This window comes from Kluyvera fluvialis (genome assembly GCF_059725275.1).
This window is the reverse complement of sequence record NZ_AP046142.1, coordinates 4,503,956-4,527,809: the sequence shown is the minus strand read 5'-3', so window position 1 is coordinate 4,527,809 and position 23,854 is coordinate 4,503,956. Positions and strand designations below refer to the sequence as shown.

General features: G+C 55.7%; 23 protein-coding genes. 2 read left to right on the top strand and 21 right to left on the bottom strand.

Going from position 1 to position 23,854, the window contains the following annotated elements; genetic code table 11:
• Window positions 1-10: 10 nt before the first annotated feature.
• The gene (gene fdhF, locus AC6I4B_RS21400; RefSeq protein ID WP_497768024.1) at window positions 11-2,158 is read right to left on the bottom strand and encodes a formate dehydrogenase subunit alpha; all 2,148 of its coding nucleotides are present in this window, start codon (window positions 2,156-2,158) and stop codon (window positions 11-13) included.
• A 267-nt stretch (window positions 2,159-2,425) separates the two neighbouring features.
• On the opposite strand from fdhF, the gene yjdP reads away from it, so the two are divergent.
• Entirely contained in the window at window positions 2,426-2,764 is a 339-nt protein-coding gene (gene yjdP, locus AC6I4B_RS21395; RefSeq protein ID WP_497768023.1) for a DDRRRQL repeat protein YjdP, read from the top strand.
• Here the strand turns inward: yjdP and phnP are convergent.
• The 17 genes from phnP to kdgT form a co-directional block, all read right to left on the bottom strand.
• Window positions 2,761-3,519: a phosphonate metabolism protein PhnP gene (gene phnP, locus AC6I4B_RS21390; protein WP_497768021.1), complete on the bottom strand. Its 759-nt coding sequence runs from the start codon at window positions 3,517-3,519 to the stop codon at window positions 2,761-2,763. The two genes, yjdP and phnP, sit on opposite strands and share 4 nt — an antisense overlap.
• Window positions 3,520-3,528: 9 nt before the next feature.
• Window positions 3,529-3,963 carry an aminoalkylphosphonate N-acetyltransferase gene (phnO, locus tag AC6I4B_RS21385; RefSeq protein WP_497768020.1) on the bottom strand — a complete coding sequence of 145 codons (435 nt, stop codon included), beginning with the start codon at window positions 3,961-3,963 and terminating at the stop codon, window positions 3,529-3,531.
• Window positions 3,950-4,507: a ribose 1,5-bisphosphokinase gene (phnN, locus tag AC6I4B_RS21380; protein ID WP_497768018.1), complete on the bottom strand. Its 558-nt coding sequence runs from the start codon at window positions 4,505-4,507 to the stop codon at window positions 3,950-3,952. The genes phnO and phnN overlap by 14 nt, the downstream gene beginning before the upstream one ends.
• Window positions 4,507-5,643, bottom strand: coding sequence for an alpha-D-ribose 1-methylphosphonate 5-triphosphate diphosphatase (gene phnM, locus AC6I4B_RS21375; RefSeq protein WP_497768017.1), 1,137 nt, complete (start codon window positions 5,641-5,643; stop codon window positions 4,507-4,509). Before phnM ends, phnN begins: the two co-directional genes overlap by 1 nt.
• Window positions 5,640-6,320, bottom strand: a complete 681-nt coding sequence (gene phnL, locus AC6I4B_RS21370) for a phosphonate C-P lyase system protein PhnL (RefSeq protein WP_497768015.1) — start codon at window positions 6,318-6,320, stop codon at window positions 5,640-5,642. Before phnL ends, phnM begins: the two co-directional genes overlap by 4 nt.
• Window positions 6,321-6,423: 103 nt before the next feature.
• Window positions 6,424-7,182 carry a phosphonate C-P lyase system protein PhnK gene (gene phnK, locus AC6I4B_RS21365; protein WP_497768014.1) on the bottom strand — a complete coding sequence of 253 codons (759 nt, stop codon included), beginning with the start codon at window positions 7,180-7,182 and terminating at the stop codon, window positions 6,424-6,426.
• On the bottom strand, window positions 7,179-8,024 hold the full coding sequence (gene phnJ, locus AC6I4B_RS21360) for an alpha-D-ribose 1-methylphosphonate 5-phosphate C-P-lyase PhnJ (RefSeq protein ID WP_497768012.1): 846 nt from the start codon (window positions 8,022-8,024) through the stop codon (window positions 7,179-7,181). Before phnJ ends, phnK begins: the two co-directional genes overlap by 4 nt.
• Window positions 8,017-9,081, bottom strand: coding sequence for a carbon-phosphorus lyase complex subunit (locus AC6I4B_RS21355; protein ID WP_497768011.1), 1,065 nt, complete (start codon window positions 9,079-9,081; stop codon window positions 8,017-8,019). The genes phnJ and AC6I4B_RS21355 overlap by 8 nt, the downstream gene beginning before the upstream one ends.
• Window positions 9,081-9,665 (bottom strand): phosphonate C-P lyase system protein PhnH, encoded by a 585-nt coding sequence (phnH, locus tag AC6I4B_RS21350; protein ID WP_497768009.1) that lies wholly within the window; start codon window positions 9,663-9,665, stop codon window positions 9,081-9,083. The genes AC6I4B_RS21355 and phnH overlap by 1 nt, the downstream gene beginning before the upstream one ends.
• Window positions 9,662-10,114 carry a phosphonate C-P lyase system protein PhnG gene (gene phnG, locus AC6I4B_RS21345; protein ID WP_497768008.1) on the bottom strand — a complete coding sequence of 151 codons (453 nt, stop codon included), beginning with the start codon at window positions 10,112-10,114 and terminating at the stop codon, window positions 9,662-9,664. Before phnG ends, phnH begins: the two co-directional genes overlap by 4 nt.
• A complete protein-coding gene (gene phnF, locus AC6I4B_RS21340; protein ID WP_497768006.1) occupies window positions 10,115-10,840 on the bottom strand; it encodes a phosphonate metabolism transcriptional regulator PhnF in 726 nt (241 codons plus the stop codon).
• 20 nt (window positions 10,841-10,860) lie between these two features.
• A complete protein-coding gene (phnE, locus tag AC6I4B_RS21335) occupies window positions 10,861-11,640 on the bottom strand; it encodes a phosphonate ABC transporter, permease protein PhnE (protein ID WP_497768005.1) in 780 nt (259 codons plus the stop codon).
• 78 nt (window positions 11,641-11,718) lie between these two features.
• Window positions 11,719-12,735, bottom strand: a complete 1,017-nt coding sequence (gene phnD / locus AC6I4B_RS21330; RefSeq protein ID WP_497768003.1) for a phosphonate ABC transporter substrate-binding protein — start codon at window positions 12,733-12,735, stop codon at window positions 11,719-11,721.
• Between the two features lie 23 nt (window positions 12,736-12,758).
• The gene (gene phnC / locus AC6I4B_RS21325; protein ID WP_497768001.1) at window positions 12,759-13,547 is read right to left on the bottom strand and encodes a phosphonate ABC transporter ATP-binding protein; all 789 of its coding nucleotides are present in this window, start codon (window positions 13,545-13,547) and stop codon (window positions 12,759-12,761) included.
• Between the two features lie 132 nt (window positions 13,548-13,679).
• Window positions 13,680-14,126 carry a VOC family metalloprotein YjdN gene (gene yjdN, locus AC6I4B_RS21320; protein WP_497768000.1) on the bottom strand — a complete coding sequence of 149 codons (447 nt, stop codon included), beginning with the start codon at window positions 14,124-14,126 and terminating at the stop codon, window positions 13,680-13,682.
• A gap of 152 nt (window positions 14,127-14,278) precedes the next feature.
• A complete protein-coding gene (locus AC6I4B_RS21315) occupies window positions 14,279-14,614 on the bottom strand; it encodes a zinc ribbon domain-containing protein YjdM (RefSeq protein WP_497767998.1) in 336 nt (111 codons plus the stop codon).
• Between the two features lie 176 nt (window positions 14,615-14,790).
• The gene (gene kdgT / locus AC6I4B_RS21310; protein WP_497767996.1) at window positions 14,791-15,789 is read right to left on the bottom strand and encodes a 2-keto-3-deoxygluconate transporter; all 999 of its coding nucleotides are present in this window, start codon (window positions 15,787-15,789) and stop codon (window positions 14,791-14,793) included.
• Between the two features lie 710 nt (window positions 15,790-16,499).
• Here kdgT and proP point away from each other — a divergent pair.
• The gene (gene proP, locus AC6I4B_RS21305) at window positions 16,500-18,002 is read left to right on the top strand and encodes a glycine betaine/L-proline transporter ProP (RefSeq protein ID WP_497767995.1); all 1,503 of its coding nucleotides are present in this window, start codon (window positions 16,500-16,502) and stop codon (window positions 18,000-18,002) included.
• Between the two features lie 706 nt (window positions 18,003-18,708).
• Here the strand turns inward: proP and AC6I4B_RS21300 are convergent.
• The 3 genes from AC6I4B_RS21300 to AC6I4B_RS21290 form a co-directional block, all read right to left on the bottom strand.
• Window positions 18,709-20,073 (bottom strand): HlyD family type I secretion periplasmic adaptor subunit, encoded by a 1,365-nt coding sequence (locus AC6I4B_RS21300; RefSeq protein WP_497767993.1) that lies wholly within the window; start codon window positions 20,071-20,073, stop codon window positions 18,709-18,711.
• Complete coding sequence (locus tag AC6I4B_RS21295; protein WP_497767992.1) at window positions 20,060-22,246, bottom strand: type I secretion system permease/ATPase; 2,187 nt, start codon at window positions 22,244-22,246, stop codon at window positions 20,060-20,062. Before AC6I4B_RS21295 ends, AC6I4B_RS21300 begins: the two co-directional genes overlap by 14 nt.
• A 165-nt stretch (window positions 22,247-22,411) precedes the next feature.
• Complete coding sequence (locus AC6I4B_RS21290) at window positions 22,412-23,764, bottom strand: TolC family outer membrane protein (protein ID WP_497767990.1); 1,353 nt, start codon at window positions 23,762-23,764, stop codon at window positions 22,412-22,414.
• Between the last annotated feature and the right edge of the window lie 90 nt (window positions 23,765-23,854).

The following is a 23,854-nucleotide window of genomic DNA, read 5'->3' as shown; positions in this document are numbered from 1 at the left end:
ACGAGTCCGCTTAGCCCATCGCGCTTTCGCGCAGACTGGCCTTCAGCTTATTGTACTCATCAATAACATACTGCTCAGCGGCCTGTTGATCGGCAATGCGTTCAACGTTTACTGCGCAGTACTTGTACTCAGGCGTTTTGGTAATCGGGCTTAAGTTCTCGGTTACCAGCTCATTACATGCCCCAATCCACCACTGGTAGGTCATGTAAATGGCCCCTTTGTTCGGACGATCGCTAACCGCCGCACGGGTGATAACGCGGCCTTTGCGGGAGTTAACCCACACCAGCGCTTCATCTTCAATCCCCAAACGCGCGGCATCGGCGGTGTTGATCTGGGCATAGCCCGGTTCATCCGCCAGCGCGGCCAGCGCCGCACAGTTACCGGTCATTGAACGGCAAGAGTAGTGGCCGACTTCACGCACCGTTGAGAGCACCATTGGGTACTGTTCGGTCAGTTTGTCGATAGGCGCTACCCAGTCGCAGGTAAAGAACTGCGCCATGCCGTTCGGGGTGTCGAACTTCTCTTTAAAGAGGTAAGAAGTCCCCTGGTCGGCATCTGAGGTATCGCGGCAAGGCCACTGAATAAAGCCCAGTTCGCCCATTTTCTCGTAGGTTGCGCCGTAGAAATCTGGGCACAGATGACGCAACTCATCCCAGATTTCCTGGGTGTTGTTGTAGTGCATCGGGTAGCCCATACGGGTGGAGATTTCACTGATAATCTGCCAGTCCGTTTTCAGATCCCACTTCGGTTCCACCGCTTTAAAGAAGCGCTGGAAGCCACGGTCAGCCGCCGAGAACACACCTTCATGTTCGCCCCACGATGTAGACGGCAGAATGACGTCTGCCGCCGCCGCCGTTTTGGTCATGAAGATATCCTGGACGATAACCAATTCCAGATCTTCGAAGCCTTTACGTACCGCAGACAGCTCGGCATCGGTCTGTAATGGATCTTCACCCATGATGTACGCAGCGCGCACTTCGCCATGCGCCGCACGGTGCGGCAGCTCGCTGATGCGATAGCCGGTATGCGCAGGCAGGCTTTCTACGCCCCACGCTTTGGCGAATTTCTCGCGGTTAGCTGGGTTGTTAATGTACTGATAGCCAGGATAAGTATCCGGCAGTGCGCCCATGTCACATGCGCCCTGAACGTTGTTCTGACCGCGAACTGGGTTCACGCCTGCGTGTGGCTTACCGAGGTTACCGGTCAGCATGGCGAGGCTCGTCAGTGAACGTACGGTTTCCACGCCCTGATAGAACTGGGTTACGCCCATGCCCCACAGAATCGCCGCACTTTTCGCTGCGGCATACATCCGCGCCGCCTGACGAATTTCCTGCGCGCTAACGCCGGTAATTTCTTCAACGGACTCCGGCGTATAGCCTTCGACAATTTTACGATACTCTTCAAAGCCTTCCGTGCGAGAAGCGACAAACGCCTGGTCGTACAGATTTTCTTCGATAATGACATGCCCCATCGCATTGAGCAGCGCGATATTCGAGCCGTTTCTCAACGCAATATGCATATCGGCAATACGCGCGGTTTCAATTTTACGCGGATCGCAAACGATGATTTTCGCGCCTTTACGTTTGGCATTAATCACGTGATTCGCCACGATAGGGTGGGAATCCGCTGGGTTGTAGCCGAAGATAAAGACTAAATCAGTGTCATCAATTTCATTGATGGCGTTACTCATAGCGCCGTTACCGACCGATTGGTGCAGACCTGCAACCGAAGGGCCGTGTCAGACGCGAGCGCAGCAATCGACGTTGTTAGTACCAATCGCCGCGCGCGCAAATTTTTGCATTACATAGTTGGTTTCGTTACCCGTCCCGCGTGAGGAACCGGTAGTCTGAATAGCGTCAGGGCCGTATTTCGCTTTGATAGCACTCAGGCGATCGGCAACGTAATTCAGAGCCTCGTCCCAGGAGACGGACTCCAGCTTGCCGCCACGCTGGCGACGGATCATTGGGGTTTTCAGACGTGGCGTCAGGATCTGGGTATCGTTAATAAAATCCCAGCCGTAATAGCCTTTCAGACACAGGGTACCCTGGTTGGTTTTCCCCTGAGCCGCCTCCGCCCGGACGATTTTGCCGTTATCGACCACCAGGTTGATTTTGCAACCTGATGCACAATACGGGCAAACCGTGACGACTTTTTTCATCGGTCTCGCTCCAGTTAATCAAATCGCGCATACGCGCTGTCGCCTTCAGTATGCATCTTTTATGCCACTTTTTTGTTGTGGCTATTCCTTGATGTTACGGGCGAATACGGGGCGAAACGCTGACGAAAAACAGGCTGTCGTCATATTTGACGTGTCGAAAGAAAACGCTGGGTGACATTTCTCAGATTGTAGATTGAGATTCCTCTACTACACCGGATGTGGCGGCGTACATAACCTACAGCCAGTTTCCATCACGAGATTGGCTCTATGAACCGCTACCTGACCGCCATTTTCTGTTGTGCACTGTCGCTGACCAGCCAACTAGCGCGCGCTGATATTATTGATGATGCCATTGGCAACATTCAGAGTGCCATCAATGATGCCTATAACCCGAGCAGCGATCGTGCCAGCCGCGAAAGTGATGATGACGATCGTTCGTGGGACGATCGTCGCAGCCATTCGCAAAGCAGCCAGCAGTATAATGATCGGCGGCGTCAACTCGACGATCGCCGCCGCCAGCTTGATGACAGGCAGCGCCAGCTTGACCAGGAACGCCGCCAGTTGTCCGACGACGAACGTCGCCTTGACGATGAGTTTGAGCGCTAATCCAGCGCTATTTCCATGCCGTCATAGCCCGCTTCGACGCCTTCCGGCAGCGGGTTGCTCATTAGCCATTCATCAAACTGATGGCTGATATGCGTCAGGATGACGCGCGGGCAGCCGATATCAGCATTCAGCGCCAGCACGGTGTTTAAATCGCCGTGGTTGCGCGCAGGCTCCTCGCGCGGCGGATGGCTGCAATCAATCACCATCACCTGCGGCTGATTATTGCTTAAAAAGGTGAGTGTTTTGTCCGGCAGACCAGCGGTATCGGAAAGCCAGGCGATGCGGCTGTGGGGCGTTTCCAGTAAATAACCGAAAGTCAGCTTTGAATGAGCCAGCGGCAGCGGCGTGACCTGTAGCCCCTGAAGCTCAAATACCACGAAGGGTTCCACGGTGTGGCTAAAATCAAGAATTCCGGGATGTTTAAACAGATCGTCGCAACCCAGATCATCCGGCGGGCCGTATACCGGCACGCTGGCGCCCACGCCCCAACGCAGAGGGAACAGCCCCTGGACGTGATCCATATGATAATGGGTGAGTAAAAACTGCTGAAAAGATCCCATCGGCCAGCGATCGCCGAGATCGGGCAGACCGGCGTCGATCAACGTTATCGCGTCGTTAAACTTTGCCGCACCGCTGCACGGTTTGCGCCGCGATGACGGCGTAAGCCTCGCGCGTTGGCAGGCGCGGCACTCACAGCCCCAGGCGGGAACGCCCTGCGCACCGCCCGTCCCACAGAGGGTGAGGGTTAAACTCATACCGGCTCCTCATAACGCTTTGGTAAAACGGAAATGGCTCTGGGTGTAACCTTCGCGCTGATAAAAACGGTGCGCATGATGGCGCAGCGTGCTGGTTGAAAGCTCGGTCATCTCCGCGCCCGCTTCACGGGCTTTCTCCTCTGCCCATGCCAAAAGCCGGTGGCCGATTTTTAAGCCACGCACCTCAGGCATCACCACCAGCTCCTGAATTTCACCAATCCAGTTGGCGTGGTGCAGGTGAAATTGCAGATGCAGACTCACGATCCCCACCGCTTTGCCGTTCAGCAGCGCAAGCTGGTAGTGCAAATTATTATCCTGAAGATTGGCGGTGTAGCCGGTGTAAAAGGCATCGCGGTCGAACTTGGCCTGTTTTAGCTCACACATCAGCGCATATACCGCGTCGCAGTCCTCTTCCGTAGCCTGGCGAAGCTCACAGACAGGCATCGCTTTTCTCCTTGCGCCCCATCAGGGTCAGTAGTTTTTCCACTGACTGTAGCAGACTTCCGTCGTTGTTGAGCATATGGCAATCGGCGGGCGCATAGCGGGCGGCGCGTTCCAGTCGGGCGGCAATTTCAACGCCGTTCTCACGCCCGCGCGCCTGTAAGCGCTGGCGCAGGATCTCCGGTGACACCTGTAGGCAAACCGGCAACAGCGCGGCGGCGTAGCGCGTTTTGGCCTGCGGCAGATGGGCGCGTGAGCCGTTAACCACCACGTCAAATCCGGCGTGTAGCCAGAGGTCAATTTCGACGCCCACGCCGTAGTACAGGCCGTTGGCGTGCCAGCTTAGCGCCAGCAGGTTATGCCCGGCGCGGGTAAAAAACTCCGCTTCGCTGAGGGCGATGTGGTTCTCACAGCCCGCGTTGGCAGGGCGGGTGATATAGCGGTGCGCCACCAGTAGCTGTGCATGTTCTTGCTGGCGCATCACCGCCAGCAGGCTGTCTTTACCTGAGCCGGATGGCCCCATTAACCAAATGAGTTTTCCCATCATCAGAACACCCTTTTTCCCTGACGCCAGACGTGGTCGATATGAATATGATCGCCTTTGCGATGCGCTAAGAGCAGGTCGGCGCGTTTGCCTTCGCCAATCACGCCACGGTCATGTAGGTTTAACGCCCGCGCTGGGTTTTTAGTCACCAGCGCGATAGCCTGCGGTAGGCTAAAGGGATTGTTCGCGTCGTCCGCCACGCGAAACGCGGCGTCCAGCAGGCTTGCCGGATAGTAGTCAGAGGAGAGAATATCCAGCAAGCCACGCTGCGCCAGCTCGCTTGCCGCAACGTTGCCGGAGTGCGAGCCGCCGCGCACAATATTGGGTGCGCCCATCAGCACGTTCATGCCGTGGCGGCGAGAAGATTCCGCCGCTTCAAAAGTGGTGGGAAATTCCGCAATCACGCTGCCCAACTGATGAGATTCCACCACGTGCTCGTGGGTGGCATCGTCGTGGCTGGCGAGCGCAATGCTACGCTGGCGGCACAAATCCGCGATGGCCATGCGGTTTGGCTGCGACCAACGCGCTGCCAGCGCCAGTTGGTCTTCTTCGTACTGCTGCATTTGCGCGTCGGTAAGCGAGTATTTCCCCTGGTAGTATTCACGGTATTTTTCGCGATTGGCGAACTGACGCTGCCCTGGCGAATGATCCATTAGCGACACCAGTGTGACCGGCTCGCGCCCGACCAGTTTTTCAAACAACGGCAGCGTGGTGTGATGCGGCAGCTCACAGCGCAGATGCAAGCGATGCTCGGCGCGGTTCACTCCGCGTTTTTGTGTTTCTTCGATGGCGTTGATCATCTTTTCCAGATTCTCCAGCCGGTCGCCGCCGTCGCGTACATCGCCAATCGCCACCGCGTCCAGCACGGTGGTAATGCCGCTGGCGACCATTAAAGCGTCATGGCTGCTCATGGCCGAGTGGGCGGGCCAATCCACCTTCGGGCGCGGCATGAAGAATTTGTCCAGGTTATCGGTATGCAGCTCAATCATCCCTGGCAGTAGCCAGCCGCCGTCGCCGTCCATCGCTTCCGGCAGGCGGCTTTGGCTTTCGGCAAAGGCGCGAATTTCGCCATCCAGCACCTCCAGTGAGCCGTTGACGACTTCATTTTCCAGCACCAGTTTGACGTTGTTGATAATCATGCAGTGGCTCCCATTGGGTGGAGTCGGTCGGCAACCTGTTGGCGCACGGTGTCATCGTGGAAAATCCCCACAATAGCTGCGCCGCGCGCTTTGGCCTCGGTAATCAGTGCCACCACGGCGGCGCTGTTTTTGGCGTCGAGCGATGCGGTGGGTTCATCAAGCAGTAAAATGGGGTAATCGACGATAAACCCACGGGCGATGTTGACGCGCTGCTGTTCGCCGCCGGAAAAGGTGGAGGGCGCCAAATGCCACAGGCGTTCTGGCACGTTCAGGCGGGTGAGTAAGCGGGCGGCTTTGGTGGCGCACTCCTCGCGCGGCACGCCGAGATTCAACAGTGGCTGCATGACCACATCGAGGGTGGAAATACGCGGGATCACCCGCAGAAATTGGCTTACCCAGCCGATAGTGGTTTTACGAATTTCCACCACTTTACGCGCCGGAGCCGTGACCAGATTCACCCATTCGTCGCCGTGTTTAATCTGAATTTGTCCTTCGTCTGGCAGATAGTTGGCGTAAAGAGAGCGCAGCAGCGTGGATTTACCGCTGCCGGAATGGCCGTGCAGCACCACGCATTCACCGGCGTTGACGGTGAGCGAAGCATGGCGCAGCACCGGCAGTTGCACGCCGTTTTGCTGGTGCAGAACAAAAGTTTTACTGACATTTTCTACGCGGATCATCTGGGCCTCTTAATCCTGGTTGCCTGATGGCGCTACGCTTATCAGGCCTACGCGGGTTTGTGTTTGTAGGCCGGATAAGGCGTTAGCCGCCATCCGGCAAAAATCAATTCTGCAATACTGACGACACCAACAACTGGGTATACGGATGGTGCGGGTCGTCGAGCACGCGGTCGGTCAACCCACTTTCCACCACCTGACTCTGCTTCATCACCAGCAAACGGTCAGCCAGCAGACGTGCAACGCCGAGATCATGGGTGACAATCACCACTGCCAGGTTCAGCTCCACCACCAGACCGCGTAGCAGGTCAAGCAAACGCGCCTGTACCGAGACATCCAGCCCGCCGGTTGGCTCATCCATAAACACCAATCTGGGATGAGTGACCAGGTTGCGGGCAATTTGCAAACGCTGTTGCATCCCGCCGGAAAAGGTCGTCGGCAAGTCGTCGATGCGGTTCGCCGGAATCTCCACCTCCTCCAGCCACTTTTGCGCGGTGGCGCGAATCTCCCCGTAGTGGCGTGCACCGGTCGCCATCAGGCGTTCACCGATATTGCCGCCCGCCGACACCTGGCGGCGCAGGCCGTCCAACGGATGTTGATGCACCACGCCCCATTCGGTGCGCAGCAGCCGACGCCTTTCGGCTTCGCTCATGGCGTAAAGGGAATGATTTTGGTAACGAATCTCGCCTTGCTGCGGCGTCAAACGGGCGGAAATCGACTTCAACAGCGTGGTTTTCCCGGAGCCAGATTCCCCGACAATCCCCAGCACTTCGCCTGGCCACAGATCAAAAGAAACCTCGCTAAAGCCTTTTCCCGGCGCGTAGAGATGGGTCAGGTTATTGACCGAAAGTAACGGTTGATTCATTGGCTTTTCGCCTCGCTCTGTTGGCGGCAATAATCGGTATCGGAGCAGACAAACATGCGGTTTCCGGCGTCATCCAACACCACTTCGTCGAGGTAGCTCTGCGTTGAGCCACAAATGGCGCAGGGCGCATCCCACTGCTGGACGGTGAACGGGTGATCGTCGAAATCGAGACTTTCAACGCGGGTAAACGGCGGCACGGCGTAAATCCGCTTCTCACGCCCCGCGCCGAACAGTTGCAGCGCGGGCATTCTGTCCATTTTCGGATTATCGAATTTAGGAATCGGCGACGGATCCATCACATAGCGGTGGTTGACCTTCACCGGATAGGCGTAGGTGGTGGCGATATGGCCGAAACGGGCGATGTCTTCATACAGTTTCACCTGCATCACGCCGTACTCCTCCAGCGCGTGCATGGTGCGGGTTTCGGTTTCGCGCGGCTCGATAAAGCGCAGCGGCTCAGGAATCGGCACCTGGAAAATCAGGATCTGATCCTCCGTCAGCGGCGTTTCTGGAATGCGGTGACGGGTCTGAATCAGCGTCGCATCTTCCGTGCGCTCGGTGGTGTTAACCCCGGTTACGCGCTTAAAGAAATGACGAATCGACACGGCGTTGGTGGTGTCATCCGCGCCCTGATCAATCACTTTCAGCACGTCGGCTTCGCCAATTATGCTGGCGGTAAGCTGAATGCCGCCGGTTCCCCAGCCGTAGGGCATCGGCATTTCGCGCCCGCCGAACGGCACTTGATAACCAGGGATCGCCACCGCTTTCAGAATGGCGCGGCGAATCATGCGTTTGGTTTGCTCATCGAGATAAGCAAAGTTATACCCACTCAAATTAGCCATTTTCGCGCTCCCGTTGCAGGCGTTTCAGTAGCTCCAGTTCGGCCTGGAAATCGACGTAGTGCGGCAGTTTGAGGTGCGAGACAAAGCCTGCGGCTTCGACGTTATCGGCGTGCGCCAGCACAAATTCTTCATCTTGCGCCGGGCCGACCGCGTGCTCGCCGTATTCCGGCGCTTGCAGAGCGCGATCGACCAGTGCCATCGCCATGGCTTTGCGCTCGCTCATGCCGAATGCCAGGCCATAGCCACGGGTGAAGTGCGGCGCGTCGTCCGGCGGGTCGATAAAACCATTCACCATTTCGCACTCGGTTATCAGCAGTTCGCCGACGTTCACCGTAAAACCTACCTCTTCCGCCATGATTTCAACGTCAATGTAACCACTGCGAATTTCGCCCGCGAACGGGTGATTACGCCCGTAGCCGCGCTGCGTAGAGTAGGCTAGCGCCAATAAATAGCCTTCGTCGCCGCGCATCAGTTGCTGCAAACGCGAGGCGCGCGAACACGGATAAACCGGCGGTGTGCGGGTAATGTCATCAGGCGGCTCGCCGTTGTCGGCTTCCGCTCTGGCCAGCCCCTGCTGCGTTAACAGGTTGAAAACGTGCGCTGCTGGCTGTTGCCCGCTTTCGCAGGCGCTGAGGGCTGGCGTTTCGCCATTCGCCAGCAGGGTAAAATCCAGCAGGCGATGGGTGTAATCGTAGGTTGGGCCGAGCAGTTGCCCGCCAGGAATGTCTTTGTAAACGGCGGAAATCCGTCGCTCCAGGCGCATTTTGGCGCTGTCTATCGGCTCGCTGACCGCCAGCCTGGCAAGCGTAGTGCGGTACGCGCGCAGCAGAAAAATAGCCTCGACGTTATCGCCGCTGGCCTGTTTTAGCGCCAACGCTGCCAGTTCGCGATCGGCAATGCCGCCTTCAGTCATCACTCGGTCAACGGCGAGATTAAGCTGCTGTTCTATTTGCGTGACGCTGAGTTCGGGCAGGCGAGTGTCGCCCCGGCGGCGGTTTTCCTGAAGCGCATGGGCGGCGTCAATCGCCTTTTCGCCCCCTTTAACGGCTACGTACATCAGCACACCTCAACATGTGTGGTTCGCGGAATAGCCAGCAGACGTTCGCCACAGGTCAGAATTAAGTCGATACCAAGCGGGAACGGGTGTGGGCGTTCGGTGAGTTCGTGAATAATGCATTCGGGCAACTGCGGGGCAATCATGCGTTCTTCGGCGATACCCGCGCCGGTCAGGCGTAGCATACGTCCGCCGCTGAGGCTGGCGACTTGCACAATCAGCGTCGCGCCGGACTCTGGCGTCACCGCGCTGCCGCTGGACAGCGCATTGAGCTGTTCGCTGCTGATTGCGCCATTAGAGACGGCAAATGTCGCCTCCTGCGGCGCGTCAACCAGCGGCGCATTGGTGTGAAAACGCAGGCTCTGATTGACGATATCGTGACTGAGCGGAGCGGAAAGCCACACCGGCGTGTCGTTATCCGCCAGCGTTAACAGCACGCTGGTGGTGGCAATATTTAACGGCTGCCAGCCGTATTTGAGCTGATGCAGGGCAACGATAACGCCCGGCTCGCTCATGGCCTTCAACAGGCGACGAAAACTGTGCTGGGCATCCTGCACGGGAAGCATAAAAGCGGTTTCCAGGGTCATGCGTTATCTCCGCGAACCAACGTAAAGAAATCAACCCGACTGGCGTTCACTTCTGCCTGACGTGCCGCGATGCGCGCCATCCGGTTAGCGTCCAGTGGGGTGATTAAGGTTTCGATTAATGTTTGAAAATGAACGGGTTGCTGAAGCAGTGCATCAAGCATGGCGCAGCGCTCAGCGTGCTGTTTATCGCGCCCCAACACCCAGCTATAGCCGAGTGTGCCGTTGCTCAAACGCACGGCGGCGCGAGTGAGGGTGGCGTCACCGGCAAAAAAACGCGCGCCCGTGCCGCCCATTCGCGCCTGGATTTGTACCAGCCCCGTTTCGGCGGCGCGGATGATGTCGTAGTCGGCGGTAATATTCAGCGCGTTGATGCGGGCTGCCAGTTCTGCCGGTTGGCTGTGCGCCAGCACGGACATCCAGTGCTGGCGGGTAGCGGTATCGGTGTGCATTCAGTGCTCCATAATAAATTCAATCATGTCGGCGCGTGTCAGGCTGACGGAGTATTCCACCGGGCTTTTGGCGTCTTCATGATGGTTAAGCGTGCGTACGCACATCAGCGGCGACAGGTTAGGAATTTCAAGGCGTTGGCTCTCTTTGGCCTGTGCGCGACGGGCGCTGATGCGCGTCTGGCTGCGTGTGAGCGCCATCCCCGTTTGCTCGCGCAGAAAGTCGTGCAGCGAGCCGCTGTCGAAGCGTTGCAGCGTTGGCCACAGGGAAAGGTCGGCAAAGTAGTGGTCAATCAGGCACAGCGCCACGCCGTTGACCCGACGCAGGGTGCGCAGGTGAATGACGTTATCGCCTTCGCCAATGCCCAGCGCATCCGCCACGTGGCCGGAAGCTGGTCGCAGCACCGACAGCAATTTTTCGCTGGTGGGGTGGCTGCCTTGATCTAGCAAGTTTTGGCTAAAGCGCGCCTGGGCGTTGAGCGGATAGTCGAACGGGCGCATCAGCACCAGCACGCCAATGCCCTGGCGGCGCTGTACCCAGCCTTTTTCCACGAGCTGGTCAATAGCGCGGCGCAGCGTGTGGCGGTTGACGTCGAAACGCGCCGCCAGTTGGTGCTCGGCAGGCAAGTAGTCGCCGCAGCGATAATGCTGGCGAAGTTCCTGTTCAAGCCGTGCGGCTATCTCTTGATAACGCGTCGGATAACTGGTCGGATGTGTAGACAAGTGCATAGTAATCAATGCCTCGCTAATCAGATAAAGTGCTTACGCAAGCGTTGAGAGAGGAAATCCAGCAGGCTGACCGTGACGATGATGAGCACCATCAATGCGCAGGTTTGCTGGAACTGGAAGCCGCGAATCGCCTCCCACAGCGTGACGCCAATTCCGCCTGCGCCGACCATACCGACGACGGTGGCGGAACGGACGTTAGACTCAAAGCGATACAGCGAATAGGAAATGAGCAGCGGCATTACCTGCGGCAGCACGCCGTAGAGGATCTCTTCGAGTTTGTTAGCGCCAGTGGCGCGGATGCCTTCCACCGGGCCGGGTTCAATCGCTTCGACCGCTTCGGAAAGCAGTTTGGAGAGCACGCCGGTGGTGTGGATAAACAGCGCCATCACGCCAGCAAAGGGGCCAAGGCCAACGGCGACGACAAACAGCATGGCAAAGACCATTTCATTGATGGCGCGGCAGGCGTCCATCGCCCTTCGCACCGGCTGGTAAACCCACCAGGGCACAAGGTTTTCAGCGCTCATCAGGCCAAACGGAATGGACAAAACCACCGCCAGCGCCGTACCCCATACGGCAATTTGCAGGGTGATGGCCATTTCGCTGAGGTAGTCTTGCCATTGGCTGAAATCCGGCGGGAAGAAGTCTGCGGCGAAGGTCGCCATGTTGCCCGCGTCTTTAATCAGCGTGAGCGGGGCCATTTCCGCGCCTTTCCACGACACGGCCAGTACCGCGAGCACAACGGCCCAACTCATCAGCGAGAACCAACTGCGCTTCGGCGGGGGAACGGTGATGGTTTGCATAGAGGCTCCGTGATGTTTTTTGCCGGAGGGCGGTTTCGCCCTATCCGGCCTACAGCTGTGTTTGGGGAGAGGGGGTCATCATTGCACTGCTTTGTTTACCGAACTCATCGCGCTCAGCGCGGCGGTCAGGCGGTCGAGATCGTCCAGCCTGGCTTTGATCGCCGTGGTTTTCTCGGCTTTGTCCTGGTCGCTTAATCCTTTGTTGTCCTTCACGCCCTGCATCTCTTTAAACAGCGCCAGTTGGCGAATGGGAACCAGTTGCAGGTCGCTGGAGGCGCGGAACGGCGCCCAGCCCAAACGCGCTAACACCGCTTTTTCTTCCGCCGTCTTGCCGTAATTCATAAAGAAGTCGTAGATCTTGTCTTTGGTGGTTTCAGACAGGTTTTTACGCCACACGATCGGATCGCCCGGGATCAGCGGAGATTTCCAGATAACCTTCAGCTCTTTTAGCTTGTCCGGCGCGGAAACCTTCAGCTTGTCGAGGTTTTCGGTATTGTTGGTGGCGACATCCACCTGCTTGTTGGCGACGGCGAGGGCGTTGGTTTCATGTCCGGCGTTGACCGTGCGCTTAAAGTCGTTGGCGGAGATATTGTTTTTGGCGAAGACGTAATAGCCAGGGACGAGGAAGCCGGACGTTGAGTTAGGATCGCCGTTGCCAAAGGTGAGATCTTTACGCTTTGCCAGCAGATCGTTGAGGTTGTTGATCGGGCTGTCTTTGTTAACGATCAGCACGCTCCAGTAGCCTGGCGATCCGTCTGCCGCCACGGTTTGAGCGAATACCTGGCCGTTGGCGCGATCCACCGCTTCCATCGCCGAGAGGTTGCCGTACCAGGCGATATCCACTTTGTTAAAGCGCATTCCCTGGATAATCCCGGCGTAGTCTGGGGCGAAGAATGCGTTCACTTTCACCCCCAGTTTTTTCTCCATATCTTGCAGAAAGGGTGTCCACTGCGGCTTCAGGTTTTGCTGTGATTCCGTTGAAATAATGCCGAAATTCAGCGCTTTTTCCTGCTCTTCGGCGTGAGCCGGGGTGAACAGGGTGCTGAGGCTGAACAGGCTGGTGAAGGCCAGCGAGGCAATAATTTTAGCGCTCATTTCCATTCCTTATTGAGGGGATGTCAGGCAGCCTGCGCGTTCTGTTCGACGCGATTCATGCTGCGGTAGAGATGGTCAAAACGTTCGTTATCAAACAGTTGGCTGCTACCGTCGTAGAACACATGCCCCTGACGTAGCGCAACAATGCGTTCGCAGTAGCGCAGGGCGTAATCGACCTGATGCAGCGTCACCACTACGGTGATGCCATCGGTCTGGTTAATGTCGCGTAGGGTATCCATTACGATGCGTGCGGATTCTGGATCCAGCGAGGCGATAGGCTCGTCGGCCAGAATTACTTTTGCCTGCTGCATAAGCGCTCTGGCGATGGCGACGCGCTGCTGCTGGCCGCCGGAGAGCGTTGAAACGCGCTGATGGGCAAAATGTGCCATTCCGACGCGGGTCAACGCTTGCAGGGCGCGCTGCTTTTGCTCACGGCTGAACCAGCGCAGGCAGGTACGCCAGAATGGGGTGCTGCCGAGCGCGCCAATCAGCACGTTTTCCAGCACGCTCAGGCGGTTTACAAGGTTGAACTGCTGGAAGATGTAGCCGGTGTGCGCGCGGATTTTGCGGATATCGCGCGCCAGACGCCCGCTCTGTTGCACGGTTTTGCCCAGCAATTCAACGCGGCCTCCCGGCGTTTTGTCGCCGACAATCAGGCCGCTTAAATGACGTAAAAGGGTGGATTTGCCGGAACCGGACGGCCCCAGCAGAGCCACCATCTCACCGGTGTGGAGGGTTAAGTCAATGGCGTGCAGAACCTGGTGCTGATGAAACGTTTTGTTGAGTTTCTCAACGCGAATAATCGTTTGCATACTGAAGCCCCCGTATAAAAGTGGCTCCATCGTGGCGAACTAATGTGACAGATGGGTTAACGGATGGTTACTTGATGATGAACAATTGGCGGGGATTTCATGACAGAGCGGGAGGGTGCGCCTCCCGCCGTTTCAGAGCGTGGGCTGCTGCTGTTTAATGACGTTAATCATCCACGGTACGCCGTAACGGTCGATCACGCGACCAAAGCCATGAGCCCAAAAGGTTTCTTGCCACGGCATTTCGACTTTGCCGTTGGCTGCCAGATTATCGAACCAGCGTTTACCTTCGCGTACATCCTCGGTGTCGAGCACTAGCGTAAAGCCCGAATAGTGGAGACTCTCAGCAGGAACGGCGTCGCTCATCATGATATCGCTGCCCGCGATATGAACGTTGGCATGGGCAATGGCACTGTCGGGGAAGTGAAGCCCGGAGGGGCAGCCGCCTTCGTCATCCATCGCGGAAGGGGGCATTTCGCCAAAGCTGATTTTGTAGCGCAGTTCCGCACCCAGCGCCTGCTGGTAGTAGGCGATAGCATCGGCGCAGTTGCCGGAAAATGCGAGATAGGGGCTTAAGGGCATAATCGTTACCTCAGGTAAAGAAGAGCCTATTAAGTGTAGTGCGTGTCGATTCAGGGAGCGAAGCGTGGCGGGAGGGGGCAACTTATCTGGCCTACGAGGTAGGCCGGATAAGTCCAGCATCAGCATCGCTATTTTGGCGATGCCGGGCAGGATCAGTTCTTTTTAACGAACTCAGATTTCAGCTTCATTGGGCCGAAACCATCGATTTTGCAATCGATATTGTGGTCGCCTTCGACCAGACGGATGTTCTTCACTTTGGTGCCGATTTTCAGCATAGAAGAACTACCTTTGACCTTCAGATCTTTCACCACGGTTACGCTGTCGCCGTTGGCCAGCAGGTTGCCGTTTGCGTCTTTAACAATCAGCTCATCGCTGTCTTGTGCCGGTTCGGCATCGTTCCACTCGTGGGCGCATTCCGGGCAGATAAACATGCCGTTGTCTTCGTAGGTATATTCGGAATTACATTGTGGGCAGTGGGGTAATGACATGGGGGATATCCTCAAAAGTGCAGTGCGAAAGGCAAAGGCCTGTGAAACGGCAACACGCCGAAAATAGGCTTAATGATACAACAAAACCCTGCATTTGTCGGTGTTATCCCAGAAGACGAGGGTAGAAAGACGGGGCTGAAAGGGTAAAACCCCCCTCGAATGAGGGGGGCGGGAGATTAGTGGTGAGCGGCTTCTGGTATCGTTTTTGCTTTGTTTTCAACTGGCTGTGGTTTGCCATAACGTTTGGCGTACAGCGCGGTAATAATCGGTACCAGAATCGCGGTAACAATCACACTGGCCGCCACCAACGCCGTGGCAGAAGCGGCAACCGGTGCGAATGACGGGTTAATCTGGGCAATAATGACCGGGTTTGCTACCGCTGCCCCTGCCGCAGAAGATGCTGCCACACCAGCCGTACCGTTACCGCCGCCGAGCACGCGGTCAGCGATAATCAGCGGAATACCGGTGATGATGATAACCGCCACGCCCAGTACGATACCCAGCAGGCCGGTGTCGAGGATAACGCTCAGGTTAATGGTGTTACCCAGCGCGAAGCCGAAGAACGGAATCAACACCGGCGTCGCTTTGCTGAAGAACGCGCGCAGGTCGTGGTCGAGATTACCGAGCGCAAAGCCAATCAGGAACGGCAGTACCGCACCGATAAAGTGGTGAGGTTCAAAGGTCGCCAGGCCAGCGGAACCAAGGATAACCATCGTCATCAGCGGGCCAGATTCGAGCGACATCAGGACAAATGCCCCCGATTCTTCTTTAGAACCGTACTGATTCATCAGGCTGGCATACAGGCCGCCGTTGGTCATATCCATAGCAGAAACGATAGCCAGTACCGATAAACCGGCGAAGAAACCGGTCTGAATTCCGCTATCAGGAATAAACATTGCGGCAATCATTGCGACCACCCAGGCCACGGCGATTTTGGTCAATACCAGTGTGCCGGACTTGCGTAAAACCGTGCCGGTAGCGCGTAAATCAATGGATGCCCCAATACAGAAGAACCAGACCGCCAAAATAGGCACTGTTCCGCCGATCATTCCTTTGGTGAAAGACCCGAAATATTCACCGGTATTAGGCGCAAACGTATTTAATACGGCGCCTAACAGTAACGGGATAAGCATCATCCCGCCAGGGATTCGTTCCATAGTTGCTTTAATTTTCATGTGGCATCCTCGCTTCTTACCTTCCAGGAAGGTAGAAGAGGTTAAGTATAATAATTTCAGCTTGTTAGCTTGATGTTTTCTGGTGTTGTATCCAAATTTCACCCGATGACAGCGGCGTTTTCTGGCATGTTTAACGCTGTTTATGACGCTATAATGCAGTTGATGGAATATTGATTCAATGAAAATAAAACATCGTTTTAGTTATGTGGATCACATATTTCAAATTAGGAATAACGAATTGGGTGGAAGATAAAATTGCTGTGACGACATTGTGAAATGTTTAGAAATCTTTTTTATCTTAATTGGTAGATAAAATAGAGATTTTTGATGAATATTTGTACAATTCTTCAGGCGCAAAAATGGGCGAAAAAAAAAGGGATGTGAGCGATATATTTCGGCGTGGCAGCGGAGGTGATTTTTTTTGTTAAGTTGATCACGATAATAATCGCTGTTAGGGTAAATAGGCTTGGCTCTCCGTGTTACGCTTTTTAGAGGGTCATCTTTTTAACTGACTCGCCATCAGGCTCAACAGGTTTGGTTGTACAGGCTCCCGGTGAAAACACACATCATCTAACGGAGACAAGCAAACCTGCTACGCTTGGATAAACGGAACCAGAATCTCCACGGTTCTTTTTTACGCGCCCTCGCAAACGCCCTGCCGTTTGCAGCCACTGGGTGTGCGTTCAAGGCGAATTTGAACGAGGAAAACCATGCTTAGAAGGAAAAAAGTAAAACCGATCACGCTTCGTGACGTCACTATTATCGACGACGCTAAATTGCGTAAGGCGATTACCGCTGCCTCGTTGGGCAACGCAATGGAGTGGTTCGATTTCGGGGTCTACGGGTTCGTGGCCTATGCGCTGGGTAAAGTCTTTTTCCCGGATGCCGATCCTAGCGTGCAGATGATTGCTGCGCTGGGGACATTCTCCGTTCCCTTCCTGATTCGTCCTTTGGGCGGTCTGTTTTTCGGGATGCTGGGGGATAAATACGGTCGCCAGAAAATACTGGCAATAACCATTGTGATAATGTCGATCAGTACATTCTGTATTGGTCTTATTCCATCGTACGACACCATTGGTATTTGGGCTCCTATCTTGCTGCTGCTGTGTAAAATGGCGCAGGGCTTCTCGGTGGGTGGTGAATATACCGGGGCGTCGATATTTGTCGCCGAATACTCGCCTGACCGTAAGCGTGGGTTTATGGGTAGCTGGTTGGACTTCGGTTCTATTGCCGGGTTCGTACTGGGTGCGGGGCTGGTGGTTCTGCTCTCCTCGATGGTCGGTGAAGAGAACTTCCTTGAGTGGGGCTGGCGTATTCCGTTCTTCGTCGCACTGCCATTAGGGATTATCGGTCTGTACCTGCGTCATGCGTTGGAAGAAACGCCAGCGTTCCAGCAACACGTCGAGAAACTCGAACACGGCGACCGTCAGGGTCTTCAGGACGGGCCGAAAGTCTCGTTCAGAGAGATTGCTACCCAGCACTGGCGTAGCCTGCTGACCTGTATTGGCCTGGTGATTTCTACCAACGTCACTTACTACATGCTGCTGACCTACATGCCGAGCTATCTGTCGCATAACCTGCACTACTCCGAAGACCACGGGGTGCTGATTATTATCGCGATTATGATTGGTATGCTGTTCGTACAGCCGATTATGGGTCTGCTGAGTGACCGCTTTGGTCGCCGTCCGTTTATCCTGATTGGTAGTCTGGCGCTGCTGGTGTGTTCGATTCCGGCCTTTATGCTGATTAACAGCAATTCGATTGGCCTGATTTTCTCCGGCCTGCTGTTGCTGGCGGTGATCCTCAACTGCTTTATCGGGGTGATGGCGTCGTCGTTACCGGCGATGTTCCCAACGCATATCCGTTACAGTGCACTGGCAAGCGCCTTTAACATCTCGGTGCTGATTGCTGGCCTGACGCCGACCCTGGCGGCCTGGTTGGTGGAAACGTCGCAAAACCTGATGATGCCAGCGTATTACTTGATGGTGATTGCGGTTATCGGTCTGTTGACGGGGATCACGATGAAAGAGACGGCTAACCGTCCACTGAAAGGTGCGACGCCAGCGGCATCGGACATCGAAGAAGCGCGAGAGATCCTTCAGGAACACCATGACCATATCGAACATAAAATTGAAGATCTTGATGCAGAGATTGCCGAGCTTCAGGAAAAACGTTCGCGGCTGGTGATGCAGCATCCGAAGATTAACGACTAAGGGATAATGCGGTAGGCCAGATAAGCGTCATGCTATCCGGCCTCCGTTATCCTTGCTGAATGCTGTAATGCTGGTCAGTTAAGTTTAGTATCGCCGCCAGTTGCGCTCTTTTTTACGCCATGCCCTAAACATGCTCGGGCGCAAAGAGCGCGCAAGGGGCGGCCAGTCGCCGCCGCCCCCTGCACCCCCAGTCTCCGGCGGCAAAATCGTCGCTTCGCGATTCCCTCTGCTTATCTCTTCCGGCTTTCGGGTCGGGCGCGAGGCAACATCCCTGTAAAGCCGCGCCCTCAGCCCACATCCCTGTGGGCTGCCCCGGCCTCCAGAGAACGCTTCGGCGATTTAGACGCCACCCACGTCAGTGCGGTCTTTGAATGAACATCCAGAACCAGAGTTACTGAAACCGATGAGTCCCCGATGGAAATCGGCGAGCCGGAGAAAGGAAGACAAGGTCAGACCGCCAGGGATGGCGGGCTGAGGCGAACCGAGACAGGAAGTCGAGTTTCGCCGTGCCGCAGGCTGGATTTCGCAGGCGAGCGCAGTGCGAAGCACCGATTTCCCTGCGGGGCCGCGGGGATTGTTAAGGGGGACTCGGCAGTCCCCCTAGACCCGTTCACAGGTACAGCGGCTTCATGTTCTACAAAACATCAGGTGAACGGAATGTGGCGCTTAACTGACAAGTATTCCGGCGTTGCCGGTTTTTTTGTTTTTAGCGCTCGCGGAATGCTTCTGCTTTGGCGCGCAGAATCGGTTTGAGCAGATACGCCAGAATCGTTTTCTTACCGGTAATGATATCCACCGACGCTACCATCCCCGGAATAATAATCAGCGGTTTTTCATCGCTGCCGAGGTGATTTTTATCGGTACGCAAACGGATAACGTAGAAGCTCTTGCCGTCTTTATCGGTCACCGTATCCGGGCTTATCTGTTCCAGTTTGGCCTTCAGGCCGCCGTAGATGGTGTAATCGTAGGCGGTGAACTTCACAATTGCTTCCTGGCCTGGACGCAGGAATGCGATGTCCTGCGGGCGGATACGCGCCTCAACCAGCAGGGTGTCGTCCAGCGGTACAATCTCCACCAGATCATTACCTGGCTGAATGACGCCACCGATGGTGTTCACCATTAACTGCTGCACGATACCGCGCACCGGCGATGTGACCAGCGTACGGTTCACTCGGTCTTCAATGGCTTTGCCTGAGGCCTCGATTTTACTGAGATCGGTACGCGCTTCGTTGAGCTGTGAAAGCGCGTCGCTGCGATAGCGGCCCCGCGTTTCGCTTATCTTGCTCTCAATCTCTTTAATCGCCGCCTGCGCTCTGGGAACCGCCAGATTTACCGATTCGAGCTGTCCACGCGTCTCCACCTCAGAACGGCGCAGACGCAGCACTTCGACCTTCGAGATAGCGCCTTTGGCGACCAGCGGCTCGGACATGCTGATTTCCTGCTGCAACAGCCCCAGGCTACGGCGGTACTGCGCGCTTTTTGCTTGGTAGTCCAACAGTTCCTGTTTCTTCTGCACCAGTTGCTCGTCAAGCCCCGATAGCTCGCTCTCAATGCGCTTGTTCACGCTGGCAAACAGTTCCAGTTCGCCATTGGCGATATCCGGCGATTTCTGGCTGATTTCCGGCGACAGGGTCAAGGTGTCTTTATTGTCCAGTTGCGCGGTCAGACGCTGAATACGCGCTTCGAGCGCCAGGCGGTCAGCCTCAGACTCTCCGGCATTAGAACGAAAACGGGTGTCGTCCAGGCGCAGCAGCGGCGCGCCAGCTTTCACCACTTCGCCTTCGTGGACAAACACTTCCGCAACGATACCGCCCTCAAGGTTCTGGATTTTTTGCAGCCGTGAGGATGGGATCGCCTTGCCGTCGCCGCGCGTCACTTCGTCAATATCCGCCAGTGAAGCCCAGGCTATCATGATGATAAAGAAGCCCAGAATCGCCCACAGGGTGATGCGAACCACGCGTGGCGAGTCATCAAGCAGCGCTTTATTGACCTCGTTAGAGGTTATCGTGACGGCGTTTTTATCACCGAAAAGCCACGTCATCAGGCGGTTAAGTCGATTAGCGTTGCGCATGAATTTGTCCTTTCTTCAGTGCGTTCATCACGCTTTCTTTCGGACCATCGGCAATAATTTTGCCGTTATCGAGGATTATCAAACGGTCAACCAGCGTGAGCAGCGAGGCCCGATGAGTGACCAGCAGCAGCGTTTTATTGCTTACCATTGGCGTCAGCGCTTTCTTGATTAAATCTTCGCTAGTGTTATCCATCGAACTGGTCGGCTCGTCCATCAGCAGAATCGGCGGGTCGAGCAGCAGCGAGCGGGCAAGGGCGACCGCCTGACGCTGGCCGCCGGAAAGGTTCATCCCACGCTCGCCAACCTGCATGTTATAGCCGGAAGGATGGCGGCGGGCGAACTCATGCACCCCTGCCAGCGTCGCGGCGCGGATCATGGTTTCATCATCAATGTAGCCCGCACCGCTCAGCAGGTTGTCGCGCAGCGTACCGCTGAACAGGTGAATATCCTGTGGCGCATAGCCGATGTTGTGGCGAATATCGTTGACGTCGAGCTGACGAGCGTCGATACCGTCCACCAAAATCGTACCGTTATCCGGCTGATAAAAACCGACCAGCAGCTTCGCCAGCGAGCTTTTGCCGGAGCCGCTTCGGCCAATAATCCCGACTTTTTCGCCCGGTTCAATTTTCAACGAGATACCGTTTAGCGACATGTACTGATTTTGCGGATAGTGGAATGACACATCGCGGAACTCGATAGCCCCGGAGAGCGTCTCGCGTTTCAGTGGCACTTCGCCTTCCTGCACTTCTTGCTCCAGATCCATCATCCGGTCAATGGAGGCTTTGGTCATTTTGGCGCGCTGGTAGCGGGTAATCAGGCTACAGAGCTGGCCGATAGGCATCATCGCGCGGCGGTTTAGCAGGTAGCAGGCAATCAGGCCGCCCATACTGAGGTTTCCGGCGATAATGCTGTAAACCCCGGCGACAATCAGCAAAACGCCGCTAATTTGCTGGATCCAGGCGGTAAAATTCACCGCGATGTAAGACAGCGATTTCACCTTTAGCTCAAGCCTGCTGAGCTGGCCGATAATCTGCTCCCACTGATACTGACGCTCGCTTTGCGCGTTATTGACCTTAATGGCATCCAGCCCCGTCAGGGTTTCAACCAGCATCGCCTGGCGCTCGCTCGATAAGCGATATGTTTTTTCTACCTGTGCCAGTAGCGGTTTCTGCATCATCCAGTTGGCGGCTAAGGCAATCGGGTAACAGAGCAATGGAATAAAGGTGAGTGGGCCGCCGATAATCGCAATCACTAACAGAATCAACAAGGTGAAGGGGAAATCAATCAGCGCGGTTAGGGTCAGGGATGAGAGAAAATCACGTACCGACTGGTATTCCTGAAAATGCTGAGTGAAGCCGCCGACCCGATTCGGGCGCGCCTTCATTTTCATACCCAGCAGCCGCTCGAACAGCGCCGCCGACACGATAAGATCGGTCTTTTTCCCCGCTAAATCGAGGCAAATCCCGCGTAATACTTTCAAAATCAGGTCAAAGATAAACGCAATGGTGATACCGATAGCCAACACCCACAGGGTGGCCGTCGCCTGGTTTGGCACTACGCGGTCGTAGACGTTCATCACGAACAGCGGCGTGGCAATGGCGATAACGTTGATGATAAAGCTGGCGACAACGGCATCCAGATAGAGAAATTTCGACAGTTTTAAGGTGTCTTTAAACCAGGATTTGGTGCGTGGGATAGTCGCCGTAGGCTGGCTATCAAACTCGTGTCCTGGCTGAATGAAAATGGTTTTACCGCTGTAGTTTTCGGCCAGAACCTCTCGCTCCAGCACTATCTCGCCGCCTTCGGTTTCGGTTGGCAGCAAACGCGCGCGCTGCTGCTCATCCCAGCCTATCAGTACTGCGGCCTGGTCGTTTTTGAGCAGCACCACGGCGGGCAGCGACAGCGCGGAAATCTTTTCCAGCGGGCGCTGGAGTACACGCGCTTTCAGCCCGGCACGCTGCGCGGCGCGCGGGAAGGCGCTCAATGTCAGTTGATTCGCCTGAAGGGGCAATCCGGCGGTCAGGACATTGCGGCTGGTGATGATATTGTGCAGCTTGCAGATAATCATCAATGAATCGAGCAGGGGATCGTCATGGTTTTGACGCGGATCGAGCCTGATGGAGTCATCAGTTTGCGCAGAGGCTTGCTCAAGTGAATCAGTATTAGACGCCATAGTCAGACCTTATATACCAGCGAAAAAATCGCACAGGCTAATGAATATATACTCTAAATAACATGGGTGAATGAGCGCGGCCAACGCACTGGTGACGTGAAGGATGGCGAGTAGAAGGAGGGGCTGCCTCATCGCGGGATGAGGCAGCCCCCAGGCCTAAAACGCTTACTTCAAATCAGGCAGATTGGCATGGGCAGTTTGCTGCTCCTCTGCCGGCTGTGCGGCTGACGGCGCTTGAATATTAAGCTGTTTTAACAGGTCGCCAATGCGCGCGTTGATGCGATACGAGGTGAACATCTCCACGAACTGCAACTCAACGTAGCGGCGCTGGGCGTTGAACACTTCGTTTTCGCTGTCCAGCATATCCAGCAGGCTACGCTCGCCAATGCTGAACTGCTCCTGATACGCGGTACGCACCACGGCACTGCGATCGGCATAGTCTTTGGCAATCGGCACTTGCTGTTTGGTGTTCTGCCAGGCGTTCCACGACAGACGCAGTTCTTCATCCAGTTGGCGAAGGGCGTTGCGTTTTACATCCTGCGCTTCCTGCATTTTGTAGGCATAAGATGACAGTTGTGCTTGATCGCTGCCGCCGTTGAACAGGTTATAGTTCATGCGAACCATCGCCTGCCATTCCTGATCGTGACCGCGCGTGCCGTCGGTGTTGTTATCCATGCGACGGCCAACATCAAGGTCAACGCTTGGGTAAAAGCGCGATTTCGCCGCTTCATATTGCTGGCGAGTGGCTTCTACGTCGGCATCCGCTTGTTTCAGCAACGGGCTGTTATCGAGCATGAGCTGGCGGGCTTGAGCCTGTGATGCAGGCACTTTGGTGGCCAGCGGCATGGCCAGGCTGTCCGCCTCTTTACCCACCACGCTGTAATAGTTGGCGCGTGAATCTTCCAGGTTGGTTTGCTCGGTCAGCAGGTTATTTTTCGCCTGTGCCAGACGCGCTTGCGCCTGTTCAAAGTCAGCGGAACGGCCAACGCCCTGTTCGGTGCGCAGACGGATTTGGTCAAAAATGCGCTCGTGGTTTTTCAGGTTATCTTCCGCCAGTTTGACCATTTTCTGGCGCATCAGCACGTCCAGATAGCTCTGAATGGCGCTTAATGCCGTCACTTCGCTGGTGTTCATCACCGTATAGGCGCGCGAGTTGACGGTGGCTTTTTGACGCGCCACTTCGCTGGTAGTGGCAAAACCGTTAAAGACGTTTTGGCGCAGGTTAATGCTGGATTCGCTCCGATGCAGATTACGGTAGTGATCGTCTGCGGCACGCGTGGTGGCGTTATCCGTTTGTTCCCAGCCGGTTCCGGCGGAGAGGTCTAAAGTGGGTAAATATCCCCCTTTAGCGGCACGTAAGTCCTGGTCGGCAGAGTAGCGGCTGTTGACTGAAGCACTGACCTGCGGATGCCACAGCAAACTGTCTTTGACCGCTTGTTCGAGCGTCGCCGCGCTGGCAGAGTTGGCGAATAATAATGGCAGCGCGATACCTGTTAATACCCGAATATGTTTGTTCATTACGTCGTCCTTTCCTTACGTTTATTTCCCTGACTAGTGGGGTAAGAACCGCGCCACCAGAGGTTATATCTTTGGACAAAAATAAAAAGG